At 46.5% G+C, this 18,191-nt stretch carries 21 protein-coding genes; 14 read left to right on the top strand and 7 right to left on the bottom strand.

Translation table 11 applies throughout. From position 1 onward, the window contains the following. Window positions 1-106 precede the first annotated feature (106 nt). From K9W43_00730 to K9W43_00745, 4 genes are all read left to right on the top strand, one after another. Entirely contained in the window at window positions 107-442 is a 336-nt protein-coding gene (locus K9W43_00730) for a hypothetical protein (GenBank protein MCF2135746.1), read from the top strand. 61 nt (window positions 443-503) lie between these two features. Then, complete coding sequence (gene deoC, locus K9W43_00735) at window positions 504-1,169, top strand: deoxyribose-phosphate aldolase (GenBank protein MCF2135747.1); 666 nt, start codon at window positions 504-506, stop codon at window positions 1,167-1,169. Between the two features lie 17 nt (window positions 1,170-1,186). Then, the gene (locus tag K9W43_00740; protein MCF2135748.1) at window positions 1,187-3,145 is read left to right on the top strand and encodes a phosphoadenosine phosphosulfate reductase family protein; all 1,959 of its coding nucleotides are present in this window, start codon (window positions 1,187-1,189) and stop codon (window positions 3,143-3,145) included. Between the two features lie 85 nt (window positions 3,146-3,230). Further along, window positions 3,231-4,577 (top strand): hypothetical protein, encoded by a 1,347-nt coding sequence (locus tag K9W43_00745; protein ID MCF2135749.1) that lies wholly within the window; start codon window positions 3,231-3,233, stop codon window positions 4,575-4,577. Here the strand turns inward: K9W43_00745 and K9W43_00750 are convergent, their stop codons facing one another. The 5 genes from K9W43_00750 to K9W43_00770 form a co-directional block, all read right to left on the bottom strand. Continuing rightward, window positions 4,578-5,054, bottom strand: coding sequence for an FAD synthase (locus tag K9W43_00750; GenBank protein MCF2135750.1), 477 nt, complete (start codon window positions 5,052-5,054; stop codon window positions 4,578-4,580). 1 nt (window position 5,055) lies between these two features. Then, the gene (locus K9W43_00755; protein MCF2135751.1) at window positions 5,056-5,316 is read right to left on the bottom strand and encodes a hypothetical protein; all 261 of its coding nucleotides are present in this window, start codon (window positions 5,314-5,316) and stop codon (window positions 5,056-5,058) included. A gap of 14 nt (window positions 5,317-5,330) precedes the next feature. Beyond that, window positions 5,331-7,529 carry a CDC48 family AAA ATPase gene (locus K9W43_00760; protein MCF2135752.1) on the bottom strand — a complete coding sequence of 733 codons (2,199 nt, stop codon included), beginning with the start codon at window positions 7,527-7,529 and terminating at the stop codon, window positions 5,331-5,333. A 229-nt stretch (window positions 7,530-7,758) separates the two neighbouring features. Further along, on the bottom strand, window positions 7,759-8,025 hold the full coding sequence (locus tag K9W43_00765) for an elongation factor 1-beta (protein ID MCF2135753.1): 267 nt from the start codon (window positions 8,023-8,025) through the stop codon (window positions 7,759-7,761). 18 nt (window positions 8,026-8,043) lie between these two features. After that, window positions 8,044-8,211 carry a zinc finger domain-containing protein gene (locus tag K9W43_00770; GenBank protein MCF2135754.1) on the bottom strand — a complete coding sequence of 56 codons (168 nt, stop codon included), beginning with the start codon at window positions 8,209-8,211 and terminating at the stop codon, window positions 8,044-8,046. Between the two features lie 153 nt (window positions 8,212-8,364). Here K9W43_00770 and fen point away from each other — a divergent pair, with 153 nt between their 5' ends. From fen to K9W43_00790, 4 genes are all read left to right on the top strand, one after another. Further along, window positions 8,365-9,402, top strand: a complete 1,038-nt coding sequence (gene fen / locus K9W43_00775; GenBank protein MCF2135755.1) for a flap endonuclease-1 — start codon at window positions 8,365-8,367, stop codon at window positions 9,400-9,402. 125 nt (window positions 9,403-9,527) lie between these two features. Then, window positions 9,528-10,238, top strand: coding sequence for a hypothetical protein (locus K9W43_00780; GenBank protein MCF2135756.1), 711 nt, complete (start codon window positions 9,528-9,530; stop codon window positions 10,236-10,238). A gap of 39 nt (window positions 10,239-10,277) precedes the next feature. Further along, complete coding sequence (locus K9W43_00785) at window positions 10,278-10,691, top strand: translation initiation factor IF-2 subunit beta (protein MCF2135757.1); 414 nt, start codon at window positions 10,278-10,280, stop codon at window positions 10,689-10,691. A gap of 13 nt (window positions 10,692-10,704) precedes the next feature. Beyond that, complete coding sequence (locus K9W43_00790; GenBank protein ID MCF2135758.1) at window positions 10,705-11,004, top strand: DUF424 family protein; 300 nt, start codon at window positions 10,705-10,707, stop codon at window positions 11,002-11,004. 5 nt (window positions 11,005-11,009) lie between these two features. Here the strand turns inward: K9W43_00790 and K9W43_00795 are convergent, their stop codons facing one another. Further along, window positions 11,010-11,450 (bottom strand): DUF134 domain-containing protein, encoded by a 441-nt coding sequence (locus tag K9W43_00795; GenBank protein ID MCF2135759.1) that lies wholly within the window; start codon window positions 11,448-11,450, stop codon window positions 11,010-11,012. 102 nt (window positions 11,451-11,552) lie between these two features. Here K9W43_00795 and K9W43_00800 point away from each other — a divergent pair, with 102 nt between their 5' ends. From K9W43_00800 to K9W43_00825, 6 genes are all read left to right on the top strand, one after another. Further along, window positions 11,553-12,644, top strand: coding sequence for a hypothetical protein (locus tag K9W43_00800; protein ID MCF2135760.1), 1,092 nt, complete (start codon window positions 11,553-11,555; stop codon window positions 12,642-12,644). 88 nt (window positions 12,645-12,732) lie between these two features. Then, window positions 12,733-13,053: a translation initiation factor eIF-1A gene (gene eif1A, locus K9W43_00805; GenBank protein MCF2135761.1), complete on the top strand. Its 321-nt coding sequence runs from the start codon at window positions 12,733-12,735 to the stop codon at window positions 13,051-13,053. 76 nt (window positions 13,054-13,129) lie between these two features. Continuing rightward, window positions 13,130-13,912, top strand: a complete 783-nt coding sequence (locus tag K9W43_00810; GenBank protein MCF2135762.1) for a serine protein kinase RIO — start codon at window positions 13,130-13,132, stop codon at window positions 13,910-13,912. Continuing rightward, window positions 13,912-14,481, top strand: coding sequence for a KH domain-containing protein (locus K9W43_00815; GenBank protein MCF2135763.1), 570 nt, complete (start codon window positions 13,912-13,914; stop codon window positions 14,479-14,481). The genes K9W43_00810 and K9W43_00815 overlap by 1 nt, the downstream gene beginning before the upstream one ends. 46 nt (window positions 14,482-14,527) lie before the next feature. Next, window positions 14,528-16,039 carry a DNA topoisomerase VI subunit B gene (locus K9W43_00820; protein ID MCF2135764.1) on the top strand — a complete coding sequence of 504 codons (1,512 nt, stop codon included), beginning with the start codon at window positions 14,528-14,530 and terminating at the stop codon, window positions 16,037-16,039. After that, the gene (locus K9W43_00825; protein MCF2135765.1) at window positions 16,032-17,084 is read left to right on the top strand and encodes a DNA topoisomerase IV subunit A; all 1,053 of its coding nucleotides are present in this window, start codon (window positions 16,032-16,034) and stop codon (window positions 17,082-17,084) included. Before K9W43_00820 ends, K9W43_00825 begins: the two co-directional genes overlap by 8 nt. Here the strand turns inward: K9W43_00825 and K9W43_00830 are convergent. Continuing rightward, window positions 17,081-18,112 carry a hypothetical protein gene (locus tag K9W43_00830; protein MCF2135766.1) on the bottom strand — a complete coding sequence of 344 codons (1,032 nt, stop codon included), beginning with the start codon at window positions 18,110-18,112 and terminating at the stop codon, window positions 17,081-17,083. The two genes, K9W43_00825 and K9W43_00830, sit on opposite strands and share 4 nt — an antisense overlap. Between the last annotated feature and the right edge of the window lie 79 nt (window positions 18,113-18,191).

The raw sequence follows: 18,191 nt of genomic DNA on the forward strand, positions 1-18,191 counted from the left end.
ATTCGCTTGGCTTTATCGCTGGCAGAACATTACTGTTTGTATAGGTATCACGTAATACTCAGGGTAAAAAGTTGGATGTGGAATTCAATATCAGGAGCAAGTGACAATGACAACTAAAGAGGCGTTACCCAGCATCGAGGCTGAACTGTATGAACTGAGTATGCCCGGAAGACTTCTGGGTAAAGAGGTCCTTGACAGCCGAGCCCGTCGAATAGGAATTGTCCGTAGCATTCGAATTGGTCTGCATCCAACTCGATCAGAACTTATAGTCAAGGGCGCTGAGGTCGAATTTCCCGTAGACTTTTCAAAAGTGGAGACCGTTGGCACTGTGATTCAGCTCAATTCTGAAGTCAAAGATGCGGAAGAGATCGAAGTGCACGATGTTATTCGTCTTCAAAAGGAAGTGCTCGATGATATTCGCAGTTATCTTGGGGGCCCATGATTCGCGTCGCTTTCGAAGCGGTTAATAGTGCTCTCATGTTCGGTGCATTGGTGCATCACGAATGGAGCTAACTGTTACCAAATTGGCACAAATGATTGATCATACGGAACTCAAACCCGATGCTACTGAAGAGCGAATTCGTAGTCTTTGTTCCGAGGCTGTGGCACACAAATTTGGAGCTGTCTGTGTTAATAGCCATAATGTTGCCATTGCAGCCGAGGCCCTAAAAGGTACAGAGGTTAAGGTGTGCAGTGTTATTGGTTTCCCCTTAGGTGCCATGATAACTGATGCTAAGGTCTGTGAGACCCGTGCAGCAGTCAAGAATGGTGCCGCTGAGATCGATATGGTGCTGAATATTGGTGCCTTCAAGTCGGGTGATTTTGAAGCAGTACGATCTGACATTGCTGCGGTAGTAGAAGGTGCATCTGGTCATACCGTTAAGGTCATTCTTGAGACCGGGTATCTCACTACCGATGAGATTGTACAAGCCTGCAAGATCTGTGAAGATGCAGGTGCTCACTTCGTAAAGACATCAACAGGGTTTGGTCCACGTGGTGCGTCTGTAGATGATGTCAAAATTATGCATGAGACCGTGGGTGGGCGTCTTGGTATCAAGGCAGCTGGTGGAATTCGCACCTTTGAGGATGCACTTGCAATGATCAGTGCAGGAGCAACAAGGATTGGTGCAAGTAAAGGTATCCAAATCTTGGCTGGTTTCCACGAATAATACAATCGATACTGGGGTTGCTTTTACTGACACGCAAGAAGAGACGAAAATTCCGAAGAGGCCATGCACCTTATCTGACTAAGATTCGTCTGTACTGGTGTGATCATTGTAATGCGCCTCGTTTTGAGAACACCCCATGTAGTGTCTGTGGAGAATTACCTCGCCGGGTGTCGATCTCTCCTCCGGGGGATCCTTTCCCCGCAATGGAGGGTCATCTCCGTCGCGTCATTGATACGGTTGACGATCAGTTTGGAGAAGGTGTTGGTTCCTCTGTATTCCCTTCTGACAAGCCCATCGTACTGAACAAGGTCTCATCTTTGGATGCAATGTATGAAGTCATAGTCGATGGATATATTCTTGGTCGCCTTCGTTTTGAGATCCCTGATAGGCGTTACAAGTTTGTTCTCTCGTTGGAGGGAGGTCGCAGGATCTCAAAGTTCAGCCGGAGAAAGTGGGTCTCATGTTCGGATGATGCGATACCCTATCTCAAGGGTGGCGCAAATCTTATGGTGCCCGGAATAGTTGGGTGCGACTCCGAGATTGAGGTCGGTGACGATGTCATGCTTCTCGACTCTATGGGCAGAGTCATTGGAGTGGGGATGGCACGCATGAGCGGTGAGGCTATGGCTCTTGAGCATCGTGGGTTTGCCGTTAAGATACGGGAGTTTGACGACTCTGAAGGGTCACATATCAATGCACAGACTGCTAGCTGGGACGATGTTGTACGGGCGAACGAACAGGATATTCTGGCGATTGAGCAGGAGGCCATCCAGTTCATCAAGAAGATCACATACGACCGCAAGCTTCCTGTTGTAGTTGGATTTAGCGGTGGGAAGGACTCTCTTGTGACGTATCTTCTTGTTGAGAAGGCTCTCGGTCACAGTCCGCCTCTCTTCTTCATGGATACGGGTCTCGAATTGCCTGAGACTGTAGCTCATGTTCATGAATTCGCAAAAGAGCATGGGGCCGACATCATCGGCGAACGTGCAGGGGACCAGTTCTGGGAGTCGGTGGAAGTATTCGGCCCACCAGCTCGTGATTTCAGATGGTGTTGTAAGGTACTGAAACTTGGTCCTGCTGCAACAGCAATTGCAGAGAAAATGGGCGGTGCTACTCTCTCCTTCATGGGGCAGCGTCGATTGGAATCATTTCAACGCTCAATCGAACCGCGTGTCACATCCAACCCTTGGGTACCTGGTCAGATATCTGCAAATCCTATTCAACGATGGAATGCCCTTGAGGTATGGTTGTATATCTTTCGAGAAAAGACCACATTTAATCCTCTGTATACAAAAGGCTATCATCGCATGGGTTGCTATCTGTGTCCTTCATCTCCTCTTGCAGAACTTGAGCAACTTAAGACAACACATCCTGAGCTATATTCCCGTTGGCGGACAACTCTTCTAAAATGGGCAGACCGATATGGGTTCCCCCAAGAATGGGCGGATCTTGGTTTTTGGCGATGGAAGCATCTCCCTAAAGGACAGCAGGAACTTGCTAAAGGTCTTGGGCTTGCTCTGAAGAGCGATCGCGCGACCAGTTCTCAAGAATTCCGGCTTGATATCGTAAAAGGGGTTTCTCCCTGTGTCGCGTCTGGTTATAGTCTGGAGGGGCAATTCACTTCCGGAGTCGATTTTGATCGAGTCAAGCAGTTATTGCCAATCTTTGGTTCCGTAAAATCGTCAGAGGAACTTGGGGCTTTACGCGTTGAATCCGGCCCAGTAAGTATTACTCTCTTCAGTTCAGGATCGGTGGTAATACGTGGACCTGATGAGAAGACAGTTGAGCGTTATAGATCCCCGTTCGAGCGAGCTATGCGGCGTGCTCTATTTTGTCAAGCCTGTGGCTCTTGTATTCCGCAATGTAAGCAAAATGCATTATACATTGCAGATGATGGTAAGATCGCCGTAAATCCTTCTCTATGTATCAATTGTCTTGAATGTGATCTCTGGCCATGTCCTACATATTTGAGCTAGGCTTCTCAGTTTTGACAAAACCTTAATTACTCCCCAATGGGCGTTCTCTCTAGAACGCTCCTACGTCGAAAGGTGGTCTTGCTATATGCTAAGTGCAATCTCGTTTAAGATTTATGAGATGCGTCGCTACCTTGTTCTGAGTCTGGTTATCTCTATGGTTGCAATTCCGATAGCAAATATGTTTGTTATTGAGCGTGACCGTAATAGAAACGAGATGTATGGTGAGGCCTTCTGGATTTATGGGTTCAAAGTCTATGACATGACTGATCAGGAGCTTGTAGAATCACTCCCTCCAGAGTGGGGCTTCAACGATGGACAGCATACCCTCCCCTCTTATCTTGGGAATATTAAATACGAGTATCCAGTCTTTGGTCTTATCTTCTTCGCAATAGCAGTATGGTTGTTTCCAGGGGTTAACGGTCTTCAACCTCTGTGGCTGAACTTTCTACTGGTATTGACATTCAATCTCAATCTTGTATTGATTGCAATTCTTCTTGGTGACAAGATATACAAAGTTCAATGGGCGCGAATGTTTTTTGGTGGCTATTTCGTCTATGGTCTGATTATGTCTGCCGGAGGTGGAAAATTAGAACCTATAGTCGACACGCTTCTATTAATGGCATTAGTCCTCCGCCAAGAAGGGCAACGCGGTAAGTCTATGTTTGCATTAGGTCTTGCGGTTCAGACGAAGATTTACCCTGCTATCGTCTTTCCACTAATGCTTATCGAGGCTCCTGTAGCTGCTGTGTGGTTCTTTGCGTCATTGCTTCTCACAATTATCCCCTTCACATTATTGGGTGCAAACTTCGACTCTCTTATCAAACATTTTCTAAACACTTCAGACTACAGCAGTTACATAGTCAATCCTATGTATCCGGGATTAGGTCTAGCAAGTCCTATCCTTGGGACTGATCCCCTTCAGACATATTTCTGGCCCCCTGGATTTATTCCCATTATGATATACATCGCTTTTATGTTGCATACCCTTCCACTTTACTTGCCTAAGAAGACAGAGTTTCTGACTGCAACAATTAAGGATAAGATTCTCCTTCTAAAACCGCTCTATCTTTATCTTCTTCCAGGCATTCTCTTTGTATTTCGCTGGGTCATGCCTTGGTACCTCTTCTGGCTAGGATCCCTCATCTTTCTATTTGACGATGATGAACAGGCTATTGGATATCTCAAAGAGATTACTATCGTGGGTCTGGTCTATTGGTTTGGAGTGACCTGTAATTGGCCCTATTTCATTAGCGGCCCCCTTGTTGATTTTATGACACACTTCACATCAGGATGGTATACGCTCTTGGGCCTGACCCTTATGGTGGTAGTGACTGGTGTTTCTTATTTCATCTGGAAGAAAGAGTTTGAACGGCGGGAGCGAAAAGCTCAGATGTATCTCGAGGCGGAGGCGCGAGGTGAATTGATCATCTGATCATCTTGTGGTGCCATTTGCCTTGTAATACTCAATAATTCGTTTGCGGATGCGTGTGGATGAAGAGAGTCCATCCGCATCACGCTTTTCGAGTCGAACAATTTTGACAGCAAGCCCTCTCTTATCGAGTTGTTGTTGAAGTCTCTCAACATCAGTTTCCTGATCATATCCAAGTGCAATTACGTCCGGCTGTAGCACTTCCACAATACGAGCTCTATCTTGGGTTTCGTATCCAATGACCGCCCGTGTAACGGTCTTCAGAGATTCAACGAGTCTTCTTCGTTGTTCTTGTGGGAAGACAGGAGGTGCTCCACGTTCTCGTACAATTGTATCGTCTCTTGCGATGACTACTACTAATTCCCCATCGGCTCCTGCAAGTTCCCGTGCCTGTTCCAAGTATGCAATATGTCCCAGATGCAGTATGTCGAACTTTCCGGCAGCAAGTACTTTCTTCCCCGCCATCCTGTCGACCTTCAACTTAGTCTTCATCTACGGCCAGAAACTCGTGGGCCTCTGTGATAGTTTCAATTCTTCGTTTGGTCTTTGTTATCTGGCTGACATGTATCAAGCCATTGATCTCTAATTGCATAAGTGCGGTGTTCAATTCTGATGGTGCTGGTTGTCGCCCCACGATCTTCTTTAGAGCTCTCTCAAGTTCATCATCTAAAATGACACCGTGCCTCTTTTGTAAGACAGTCATAATCACATTCTTGAGAGGCATTGCATTCCATGTACTCAACAAATATTCCTCCTTTACGAGTAGTAACTGGATTGATCTGTAGTTGCTACAATTGTCGTCTTGCGTAGTTCTACATTCAATCGTTCATAGTGTTCGAGATCCTGAGGTGATACCGATGAATGAATCGCTTTGAGCGCCGCCTCGAAATGACGCCATGATACTTTGTCTATGTTCATGTCTTCTCTGAGGGCACGCATTCCCGCCTCACGGCATAATGCCTCAATGTCGCCTCCAACAAATAATTCGGTTTCGGCAACTAATCTATCTACGTCCACGTCATCATCCAGTGGCATGTTCTTGAGATAAATCTGGAATATCTCTCTCCGGCCTTCAGGATCTGGTGCCTTGACATAGACGAACCTGTCAAAACGACCTGTACGTAGTAGGGCAACATCAATTAGATCGGGTCTATTTGTTGCAGCAATGACTAGGATATCCTTCATCGATTCTAAGCCATCCATCTCAGTGAGCAGTTGACTGATGACCCTCTCAGTGACATGGCCATCCCCATCTCGCCCTCCGCGTTTGGGCGCAATCGCATCGAGTTCGTCAAAGAATATTACTGCTGGTGCGGCAGTTCGCGCTTTTCTGAAGATTTCTCGAATCGCCTTCTCGCTCTCTCCGACCCATTTTGAGAGAAGTTCGGGGCCCTTTACACTGATGAAGTTGGCCTCGCTCTCAGTAGCAACCGCCCTTGCAAGGAGTGTCTTTCCACATCCAGGAGGTCCGAATATTAGCACACCCTTTGGGGGTGTGATCCCTATCCTGCGGAATGCCTCTGGTTTCTTTAGTGGCCATTCAACGACCTCAACAAGTTCCTGTTTAGCCTCTTGAAGACCGCCAATGTCTGACCAGTGCACATTCGGTACCTCAATAAAGACCTCGCGAACCGCTGATGGCTGAATCTCGCGTAGGGCGTTCTCAAAATCTGAGGCGTTGACCTCGAGTTTATCTAATACCACTTGAGGTATCTCATCTTGATCCAGGTCTATCTCTGGAAGATATCTTCGCAGTGCCTTCATGGCCGCTTCACGGCATAACGCCTGCAAATCTGCACCCACAAAGCCATGTGTGACCTTGGCCAAGCGTGTCAAGTCAACTGTCAATTCGCCCTCAGAAGTCAGTGGCATCTCTCGTGAGTGTATCTGCAATATCTCAAGCCGACCCATCTCGTCAGGAACGCCAATCTCTATCTCTCTATCAAATCTTCCGGGCCTTCGTAATGCCGGATCAAGTGCATTGACCCTGTTAGTTGCTCCTATCACGACGACCTGGCCTCTTGACTTGAGACCATCCATTGTAGCCAAGAGTTGAGCAACAACACGACGTTCTACCTCACCTTGCACATCTTCACGTTTTGGTGCAATGGCATCGAGTTCGTCAATGAATATGATACTTGGTGCATTCTCCTCCGCATCCTCGAAAATCTTCCGGAGTTTTTGCTCGGACTCTCCATAGAACTTGGACATGATCTCGGGGCCGTTAATGTGAATGAAATTGGCCTCTGATTCGCTTGCTACAGCCTTTGCAAGTAATGTCTTTCCTGTACCAGGTGGGCCATGTAGAATGAGTCCTCGTGGAGGGTCTATTCCAAGACGCTTGAAGATCTCCGGATGGCGCATTGGGAGTTCTACCATCTCGCGTATTCTCTGAATTGGTTCCGAGAGTCCTCCGATCTCCTCGTAAGTGACCTGCGAGGTTCCATTAATTTCCCCTGTCGGTTTCTCGGAGATGGCTAAGATTGTAACATTGTGCACTACAACCGTTCCAGCAGGTTTGACCTCTGTGACTTTGAATTGGATTGCTCTGCCTAATATTGGAATGTATACGATGTCCCCAGTAGTTACTGGGCAGTTCAGAAGCTTGCGCTTTACAAACTCCTCAAATCTGGGTTCTGGTCGAATTGGGACCGACGTTGGTGCAAGTGTGACGCTTCGTGCAGTTTCCTCATTGGCACGTGACACTACTACCTTGTCCCCGAGGCTGACTCCTGCATTCCTTCGGATGCGACCATCCATACGAATGATCTCTCTGCCCTTGTCCCCTTGGTATGCGGGCCATGCAATTGCGGCTGTTGTTTTTTTCCCTTTGATCTCAACAATATCGCCTGTGCGAATTCCCAGTTTTTCCATGGATTTTGCATCGATTCTAATTATAAATCGGCCAATATCTCTGTGTTCGGCCTCTGCAACTTTTAATTCAATTTCGACCATTGTTTGTGCATCCTCCAAGTATATCTTGGCCCGTCAGAAACAGGAATGACTGTAGTTCAGGCATACCTTTTGTTCTATGTGCCTCTCGAAAGGTCAGTTAATGAGTTTATCTCTATTGTCAAATTAATTATAGTCTTATTCATTTCGCGCCAATCTCAAGGTTTCAGACCCTTATCGGAGAATATTGTATTTCTCCAGAGTAATGATTGGACTGAATTTTCGACTACTTTTACATTCGTGAGACCATTTCGACCTCTACTTGTGCGACACCCTCAAGGGCCATAATTGCCTTTTCGATGTCGTCTGGGCCACCCATCGATTCCTCTCGGGCAACATTCATTCTTAAAGCCTTGAGGCCAAAAGCAATTGGCACAATTTCTGTTGCGCGAACATCAGTTCCCTCAGGAATGCTCTCCTTGATTCTCTCACGTAGGTCTTCTAGATTTACATCTACGTCTTCAGGCATAATTTTCAACGTCATGACTACTCTGGCCATTAGTTTTCACTCCACGTTCTAAGGTCCTTCAAAACCACAGTTGGGGCATACATATTTGACAGAAAATCTTCTGCATGTTTCACATCTACGGATGGTGAATGCACCACAGTTGGGACATTCAAATTTTACACTATCCTCTTGAGGTGATATTGACCTATGACAAGAGGTGCATCGGATTGCTTTCATCGACGACAAGGAATTCACCAGATAGTCCTTTTTCTGACTGGTTCTTTGCCTCCCTGAGGTGAGAATCTTATAAGCCTACCGAAGGTGACCGAATAATGCGGCACTCAATTGATATAGGACTTGTTCATTCTATACCTGCCGGGAGCTGATACCGTGGGAACCAAACTTGGCGATATAATCAAGGCGGAAGTAATCTCTCTTCAAGACTTGAGTGGGAAGGCTATTGCCGTGGATGCGTTCAATACACTGTACCAGTTTCTCTCCACAATTCGCCAGCCTGATGGCACCCCCCTCCAAGATCGAAAAGGACGTGTCACAAGTCACCTTAGTGGACTGTTCTATCGAAATCTGAATTTGATAGAGAATGGTATCCGTCTAGTCTATGTCTTTGATGGCAAATCTCCCAAACTCAAGTCCGCTGAACAAGATCGTAGACGAAGCATTCGAGTTGCCGCCCAGGAGGAATGGGAACGTGCTCTAGAAGAGGGCCGTTTAGAAGACGCACAAAAAGCGGCTCGTAAAAGTTCACGATTGACCTCCGATATGATTGACGAGAGTAAGAGTCTTCTCACCGCCATGGGCATTCCTGTTATTCAGGCCCCCTCCGAGGGAGAGGCATTAGCAGCAGAGATGACGCGTAAAGATCTTGTATGGGCGAGTGCAAGTCAAGATAATGATTCACTACTCTATAATTGCCCTCGAATGATCCGTAATCTCTCCGTATCTGGCAGGCGAAAACGATCACGTTCCAAGTCCTACAAGATAATCTATCCCGAACTTATCGATCTCTCAATCAATCTACGTTTATTGGGTATCACGCGAGAACAACTGATTGATATTGCCATTCTTATTGGGACCGATTATAATAATAAAGTGCCAGGAATCGGTCCAAAGACTGCTCTCAAACTAATCAAACAATACGGTAATCTTGAAACAATACAGAAAGAGAAGGGTATTGCGATGGACTTTCCACTTGAAGAGATTCGTGAGATATTCCTCAATCCCCCGTCTATAGAACTCCCTCATCTAGAATGGCATGACCCCTCTCCTGATGATATTCGGGCGATTCTTTGTACTGAACACGATTTCAGCGAGAGCCGAATTACAGCAGCCCTCGACAGACTTGGTGCGCGTCTAGAGGAGTTGGCAGAATCTTCAAAGCAGAGTTCTCTGACCGATTTCTTCGAGTAGATTCTTTACGAATCATTATGGTTACCGTATCGTAGTTTCTGCTTATTAGAAGAGTCTTTATAGCCTGAGCATGGAATCAGTCTTGAGACTACTCACGTAGTTGTTATGAGCTGGTGTTTCGCCCGATGAAAAAAAGAATGACTGCCATTCGTTGTGAGGTCTCCGATATTATCAATGGAACTTTTGATAAAGAAGACGGCCCACGAGTGATATCTCCTTATGGTGTGGAGATGCGCCGAGTTGCCCTGATTGGATTTGTTGTTGGGCAATACTCGTCTGAAGGGTTTTCAAGTATAACACTTGATGATGGTTCAGGTACGATTAGATCAAAGGGTTGGGGTGGTGATGCTCAGGCCCTCAGCTCAATTGCGCAGGGCAGTTTTGTGTTGATCATCGGAAAGATCCGCGAGTATGAAGGTGAACGATATATCGCTCCTGAGATTATTCGATCCGTAGATGACTCAAATATACTAACTCTGCATAAACTTGAACGATTGCGGACACTACTTCAGCGGAGCGGTGTTCCTGGAATCGAGTCATCCGGTAGTGAAACAGGTGACATGTCATCTGATAGCGGTCTTGTTGTGGCGACCCCCTCAGCCGAGCCAGATACACCCGCACCACCGCCCACTTCTGAGAAGATCTCTTCTACTGCTCCTTTAAGACAACAGATTCTTCAATTTATTAAATCAAAGGATGCCCCTGTTTCTAGCGAAGAGGTGTTGTCCTATTTTGTCGAAAAAGGATTTCAGAAGAAAGAGCTTACCCATCGTCTTCTTGACCTTTTAGAGGACGGCTCTATTATTGAGGATCCAATCGGTGTCTTTAGGTGTTAGAACAGAAGCTTCAATAGCAAACTATGGTGGAAGATTTGTATGGACGAATACGAGAAGCTGCTTGAACGTGCAAGGTCCCAAGTGCCAGAGGATGCATTCAAGAGATCTGGGGAACGCTTTCAAGTTCCCAAGGTGCAGATCATGGTTCAGGGCAATAGAAGTATTTGGCAAAATTTCCAGGAGATCGTCAACATTCTCAATCGACCTGGTAAAGAAGTCCTGAAGTTTGTGGCTGGTCAACTTGCAACAGCAGGCACTTTCGAGGGCAGTACGGCCGTATTCAACGGAAAATTTCCGGCAGAGATCGTCAATGAGGTACTTAATCGCTACATTGAGGCATATGTCATCTGCCCAGTCTGTGGTAGACCTGACACAGCAATTGTCAAGCATAGTAATGTATACTATCTGAATTGTTCCGCCTGTGGGGCTCGAACATCTATTCGTCCAATATAGTTGCGTGAACAACATGACCTCTGTGTATATGCGCGTCCGTGAGACCATAGAACACTATGTTGTTGCGATCTGTGATGAGGACCTGTTAGGTAAGACCCTGACCCAGGGCAGCATCAAATTTACAGTCAGTGAGGAATTCTATGGTGGCGACTTGGTGGATGTGTCCACGTGCATGACTCATATCAATCGTGCCACTATTGTTAACATGATTGGCAAAGTCACAGTGCAAGCAGCAATAGATGCAGGAATCGTCCACAAAAATGCAGTCATCTATATAGATGGTCATCCTCATGCTCAATGGGTGCGTCTGTAACCGCATCATTTAGTGTCTTTTTGTTCTTCCTTGTCATCGTCCCAACGTAGCCAACGTATCCGCTTGGATCCACAATTTGGACATGTGTGAGTATTTTCTGCATTAGGATCAATGACCGCTCCGCAGTCTTGGCAGACAAGCATCCCGCTGCCATCAGAAAGAAGGTACTTTCCTCCCTCGATACGAAGAACACAACCCTGAACAAGTCCCCGCGCGATCTTGCCTCGTGCCGAAGAAAGAATTCTGTTAAAGGTTGGTTGGCTCACATTCATCACTGTACTGGCATCGCGTTGACTCATACCTTCATAATCCGCTAACCGTATTGCCTCGAACTCGTCAACGGTGATCAGTATCTCTTCCAAGACATTTGCAGGGATTCCTGCTGGCTTGAAGACCTGGACAGAAGGTTCTTGGGAGACTCGTCTCCAGCGTTTTCCACGAGGCATAAGTTATTCCATGTTTGCCTACACAAATAGATTCTGTTGTGCGATTTCTTGTCACATTTGCAAGTTGTTTTAAGTAAAGCCTTCTCAGGGCTGCCGATTGTGATGACCGCACCGTGCTACGTTTGCGGTGCAGAGGCTGTTATCGATGGTCTCTGTGCTGACTGCTATGCAAAGGCACATCCCCTTATGGCAGTTGATACTCCGCTCACATTGTTGATCTGTCGCCGGTGTGGTGCAGTAAAGGTTGCTGGTGGGTGGCATTCACTTGTTCCCCGGCCATCTAATGCTGACGATATGCTTGATCGGCAAATCGATGTTCTTCTATCGCGGGAAGTACATCTAAGTAATCCACATATTGAGGTCGGTCTCACAGTACTTAATCGTCTGGACCGGGTTCTCATAACGGAGATTGAGGCCACTGGCAGATCCCACCCGGATTTGCCTGTTCATACCGAACGATTACCTCTAGAGATACGGCTTCACTATGCCACCTGTGACACTTGTGGTATGATGAGTGGGGGATACTACGAATCAATCTTACAGATACGTGCAGATGGACGTTCCATGACGGATGAAGAAGTCGATCAGATTGTTGAAATCGTCACGCAACGAACAATTGCGGAATATGGCAAGGATGTCAAGGCTTTCGTCACAGGAACCTCCCGTACCAAATATGGAATCGACTTCCAAATAGGTTCGGAGCATCTCTCTCGTAAAATTGCTGATGAACTTGAGTCACTATTTCTTGCGGAGCGTAAAGAGAATTACAAGCTTGTCACTCAAGACCGCGGTGGCAAACGAAAATACCGTGTGACCATTCTCTTACGATTGCCACGGTATCATCAGGGTGACTTCATTAGCGTTTCAGACCATCCCTGTTGGATTCTCTCTCTTGGTAAGGGTGGGGTGAGCTGTTTTGATCTGGTCGAGCAGTCTAGATTTACGGTGGGTCCACGTAGTGCCAAATGGCGGACTATTCAATATCTGGGCTCTGCGAGCGATTTTCGTGAATTCAGTGTTATCGCAAAAGGCTACAATCAGCCTTATCACCTGATGGACTCGGTCACATTCGAGACCATTGAAGTTGAGGCGACTGAATCTCTCTCATCTGTGCAAGTGGGTGACACAGTACGGGCATTTCCATATGAAGGGAAACTATTTTTCTTACCACCACAAGAATTCATAGACGAATGATTTTACCTTTCAATACGCTTAAATGGTTGTGCCGAGAGTTCTTCTCTATAGGCCTTTAATTTAGACTTAATTTACACGGAGGATTATTTTGGCACGAGGTAGAAGACCCACACCCAATCCAGATGCACCAGTTCGAGTACGTACTCCTAATCGTGATGATGGCGAGATGTTCGCTTTTATTATTCAGATGCTAGGACATGATAGGGTCCGTGTCCGCTGCGAAGATGGTGAGATTAGAATTGGACGAATCATCGGGAAGTTCAAGAAACGAATCTGGTTGCGTATTGGTGACCTAGTTCTCATTGTTCCATGGGACTTCCAGACGGATGAAAAATGCGATGTAGTATGGCGATACCGTAACAATGAGGTCGATTGGCTTCAACGCCATGGTGTTCTCAAGACGTTTTGAACATCAGAGCCTTTTTCTAAATACACATCTATTAATTCGTGCAGACGAATTTCTGTGATAGTGAAGGTGCTATTTCATGAAGCGAGTAGAGACAAAACGAAAGCGAATCGAATCCGAATTTGAACGGCGCAAGCTAAAGCGTCGGCATGATTCAGACGAGTTCAAAGTAGTCGAGGGTGTAATTGATACAGCCACCCTTAAGACTCTCTACAAGCTACTCAATCGTGGTGTGCTCTCTGCGCTTCATGGTGCAATAAGCACCGGAAAAGAGGCAAATGTCTACTATGGCATAGATTCTGATGGTGCTCCTGTTGCAGTGAAGATCTACAGAGTCACAACCGCCGAGTCTGACTATATGCTGGAATATATTTTGAGCGATCCGCGATTCCAGCATGTCAAGCGAAAATCACGGTCTCTTATACCACTGTGGGCCCTGAAAGAGTTCAAGAATTTATTGCGTTACCACGAAGCAGGGATACGCGTCCCGCGCCCGATCGATATAGCACGTAATATTGTCGTGATGGAATTCATAGGCGACCTTGAGACTGGCCTTCCGGCCCCTCTGCTAAAGGATGTACGGCTCTCTGATCCTTCTGAAGTATTCAACAAGATTATCGATATGATTGAGATGGGTGTTCGTAAGGCGAACTTAGTGCATGCGGATTTGAGTGCCTATAACATACTGTGGTTGGGCGAGCCTATCTTTATTGATGTATCACAATCGGTCTTGATGGAGCATGATAAGGCCCGTTTGTATCTATATCGTGATATTCAAAACATTACGGCCTACTTCCAGAAGCTTGGTGTTGAAACAGAGGATCCCCGGACGATATTTGATTACATTCTCTCAGGTGAATAATGATGTCAATGCAAGAGATTGTGCGTGTGCCTGTTGATCGGGTCGGCGTGATTATTGGTCATAATGGACGTGTCAAAAAGCGGATTGAAAAACTGACTAATGTCCAACTAGAAATTACTGCGGAGGGTGTGGTCTCTATCACTGGGTCTCCCGATCCTGAGGACCCCATTCTGATCTGGAAGGCTCGCGATATCGTACGTGCTATTGGTCGCGGTTTTAGCCCTCACAATGCTTTATCTCTCATAGATGAGGACGCACGGTTGCTTGTCATCTCTTTACGAGAGCTTGTTGGTACATCCCCTTCGCAAATTCGTCGGGTTGCGGGTCGTATTATTGGGGAGCATGGGCGTACTCGCCGTGTCATTGAGGAAATTACTGATACTAAGATCTCCATCTATGGTCGTACCGTTTCTCTCATAGGTTCTGACCCTGGGCTTGACTATGCTCAACGTGCTGTTCAAATGTTGATAGATGGCGCCCCTCATAATGCCGTCTATCGTTATCTTGAGCGAATGCGCCGTGAGATCAATAGGATGCGTCTAGAGCTTTGGGACTCTGATGTTCAATAATACGCCGACTCTAATACTTCTATACAATTAGGATATTTGGTCTGCAATGGCACACCGGGACTCGGACAAATTTAGCAGCATCTCTCCCGCAGAGTTCTTCTACAGAAATCGTCAGATGGCGGGATTCGGAAATCCCACTCAGGCGCTCTTTTCTACAGTACGCGAACTAGTAGAAAACAGTCTTGATGCCTGTGAAGAGATATCCGTTGCTCCACTGGTGCACATCACAATCTCGCGCATTGATATTGGTATTTACAGAGTGATGGTTTCAGATAACGGCATTGGAATCCCTGCTGCAAATGTGCCGGAATCCTTTGGTCGAGTTCTCTACGGGAGTAAATATGACATTAGACAGCGTCGCGGCACCTTTGGGCTCGGTGTGACAATGGCAGTCCTCTATGGGCAAATGACTACTAACAGGCCAACTCGCATTCATACACAGCAGGGTCTATCCGGCGGTCGCTCTTTCAAGGTGTTCATTGATATCGAGTCGAATCGACCAGTTGTGGACGAGTCTATCGCCCTTGATAGGCCCACCTCTGGGACGACTGTTTCAATTGATCTAAAGGCCGATTTGCGCCGCTCCAAAGAACGCATTATTGACTACATCAAACTTACATCTATAGGATCGCCCCATGCAAAATTGGTCTTACAGATCGAAGACGATCCTCCATTGACTGTGGGCCCATGGGTCAATAAACTTCCTCGGCCCCCCTCTTCTGTACTGCCTCACCCTCGTGCTGCTGATGTGGAATTCTTGAAGCGTCTGGTCATGAGAAGTAGTGATCTAACTTTGAACGAGTTCCTAATACGCTCATTCCAACAGGTGGGTATTCGTACTGCTGGACGAATTTTGCGTTTCATAGGTCTGGATCCAAGACGATTAGCTCATTCACTAACACGAGACGAATTGGTCACCCTTAGCAGCACCCTACGGAACTTTGATGGTTTTACTCGGCCCGATAGTGCCTGTCTCAGCCCCATTGGTAAGGATCATTTTATTGCTGCGCTTAATGGTCTTGTTACTCCGCAACAGATCGTTTACTCTACAAAGGGGCCTTTGGAATGGTCTGGAAATCCCTTCATTATCGAAGGGGCGCTCATTATTGCCTCCACTCATCGTAGTGCCAATGATGTTCCTGATCTGGTTCGTTTTGCTAATCGTGTTCCGCTGTTATACGATGCAGGGGACGATCTTCTCACCAAGGTTCTGAAGCAGGTCTCTTGGAATCGTTATGGAATCTTTGATCTTGGGCCTCCAATTTTGTTTATTCACTTGTGTTCGACGCGAATACCGTATCGAGCAGCTGGTAAACAATCGATCGCGCATATTCCCGAGATAGAGGTGGCGACGCTGGCACTCTTCCGAGAGCTTGGACGTAAGATGGGTCGTCATTCTCGTAAACATAGGTTGGCCTCTCGCGACCTGCGGAAACGGCGCGAGTTTGAACGAATGTTTCAATTGGTTGTGCGTTTTGGTGCCGAACTTGCAGAATGCACCCCTCCCTCCATTGATCCATTGGTTCGATCCCTCTTCGAGGTGAATGACGATGAGTGAACGTGATACTGCAATTGAACGCCTCCGAAGCCTTGGGGTCAATATAATCTCAAAGATTCAACAGGACACTTTTCCCAAGATTGAACTGCCTGATAGAGGTACCTCGAACATTGTTTTTGATACAGAGAAGAATCAATTTGTTCTAGGCCCAGCTACATCTGTACGAGACTCGAGTAATCTCCGCCACATACGAAGCTTTACGCAGCTTCTATGGGTTGCCTCATATGCAAAGAAACTTCTCAAGTCCGGGCGCACAAGTTCTCTTCGTGACCTTTACTATTCAAGTGAGGCATTTGGAATATCCTTCAAAGACCAAGCGGAATCGGATCGAATAGTTGCTGATTTAGAATGTGTAGTTGGTCTGGCTCGTGAAGACTTCGGTATCTTTCCTGAGGAGCATTCTTCTATCTATGGTCCTGTGATCATGCGTTATACCGTTGCAGGTTATCAGGGTCGAGAGATTGATCTGACAATTAGTCCTGATGGTCTTCCTATAGGTCCGGCATTGGTGACAGCCGATCCCATTCATACTGATGCAAGAATAATACTTGCAGTCGAATCGGGGGGTATGTTCTCACGTTTGATTGAGACCAATGCATGGAAGAAGTTTCACGCCATACTTGTACATTTGGGTGGACAGGCACCCCGCTCTACCCGGCGATTAATGCGGCGTCTTCACGACTCTCTCAAATTGCCTGTTTTCATATTTACTGATGGTGATCCTTGGGGGATGCATATTGCCCGGGTGATAATCTCCGGCAGTGCTAATGCAGCTCATGTTGAAGGATTGACTGTACCTGACGCTCAATGGATTGGTGTCACACCCTCTGATATCACAAAGTATGGTCTTCCGACCGAACCTATGAACGATGCTGATCTTCGTCGTTTAGATGAGCTGGCACGCGACCCTCGATATTCCGATGATGAATGTCAGGCGCAAATTCGTGCCTTTCGCCAACTTCGTCAAAAGGCCGAGCAACAGGCCTTTAGCAGGCATGGGATTGATTTTGTAGTGGATCAATATTTGCCTGCGAAGTTACATTAGATCCAGCCTATGCCAAGTGGTATGCCTATCAACAATACAGCCACGGCGCCATACGCAACTATTGCCTGAATTAACCACAGTAGACGAACATTTCGTTTCTCATCAATTCGCATGAAATGCGGTAAGACCCAATACATGGTGAACGGCCCCACTACCGATAGCGTTCCATCCTCACGAGGGGTTGCAAATTTTTGATATTCGATGCCTGTTCTCTTAACGTATAATTTGTAGATGATGAACAGGATAAAGTTGATCCCGAATGGGAAATAGAGAATGATTGCCATTCTGTCCATGTTTCCAAGTATCAACGCGGCCGCAATTGTTGCTCCAATCGGTAATCTCCCCACATCACCGGGAAGTACTCTTGCAGGGAACTTGTTGAATATTAAAAATGCCAGAGTGGCACCAAGTAGTGCTCCTGCAATGATTCCTGCATCGAAATTGGTCGATGACATACTCTCATGCGAGAAAAATGGTGAGAACAGCACAAAGAGAATTATCGCAGATGAATTGATTGCCGCCAGTCCTGATTCAAGACCATTCATACCACCATACATGTTTGTAGAATCAATGATGAATGTCATCAGGAGTGGAATCACAACTAAGGGGTAAATAATCCCCAGATTAATCGTACCTATGAACGGAATGCTCATTGTTGAGGTTCCCACTTGCATTGCCGCCATTGGGATAGATGCAATTAGTGGTAAGATGATCTTTGTTCTATTTCTAAAGTCAAAGTCGTCATCAAGCTGACCGATAAGTCCAGCCATCAGAATGGACACTAGTGCGGCCAGTAACCCCGGATTAACGCTTCCATTTCCAAGTGTTGTTGCTCCGATTATGATTAGTAACGATGTGACGATTGCGAAGAGCACCACAAATCCCGCGCCTTTTGCGACTTCCGGCTTCTCTATCTTATGGACATCGGTGCCAGTGATCCCCTTTTCCTTGAGCATTTTAATGGTGTTCGGCATTGTCAATAATACAATAATGAATGCAATGATCCCTGTTGCAATGATCAACAACAATCTTGGCTCACTCCGGGCCACTCGGATAACGTCGTGTCATTTTATAGTTTCGGAGCGACGCCTGACCAGTACAGCCCTT

The organism is Candidatus Thorarchaeota archaeon (assembly GCA_021498125.1).
Classification (GTDB): domain Archaea; phylum Asgardarchaeota; class Thorarchaeia; order Thorarchaeales; family Thorarchaeaceae; genus B65-G9.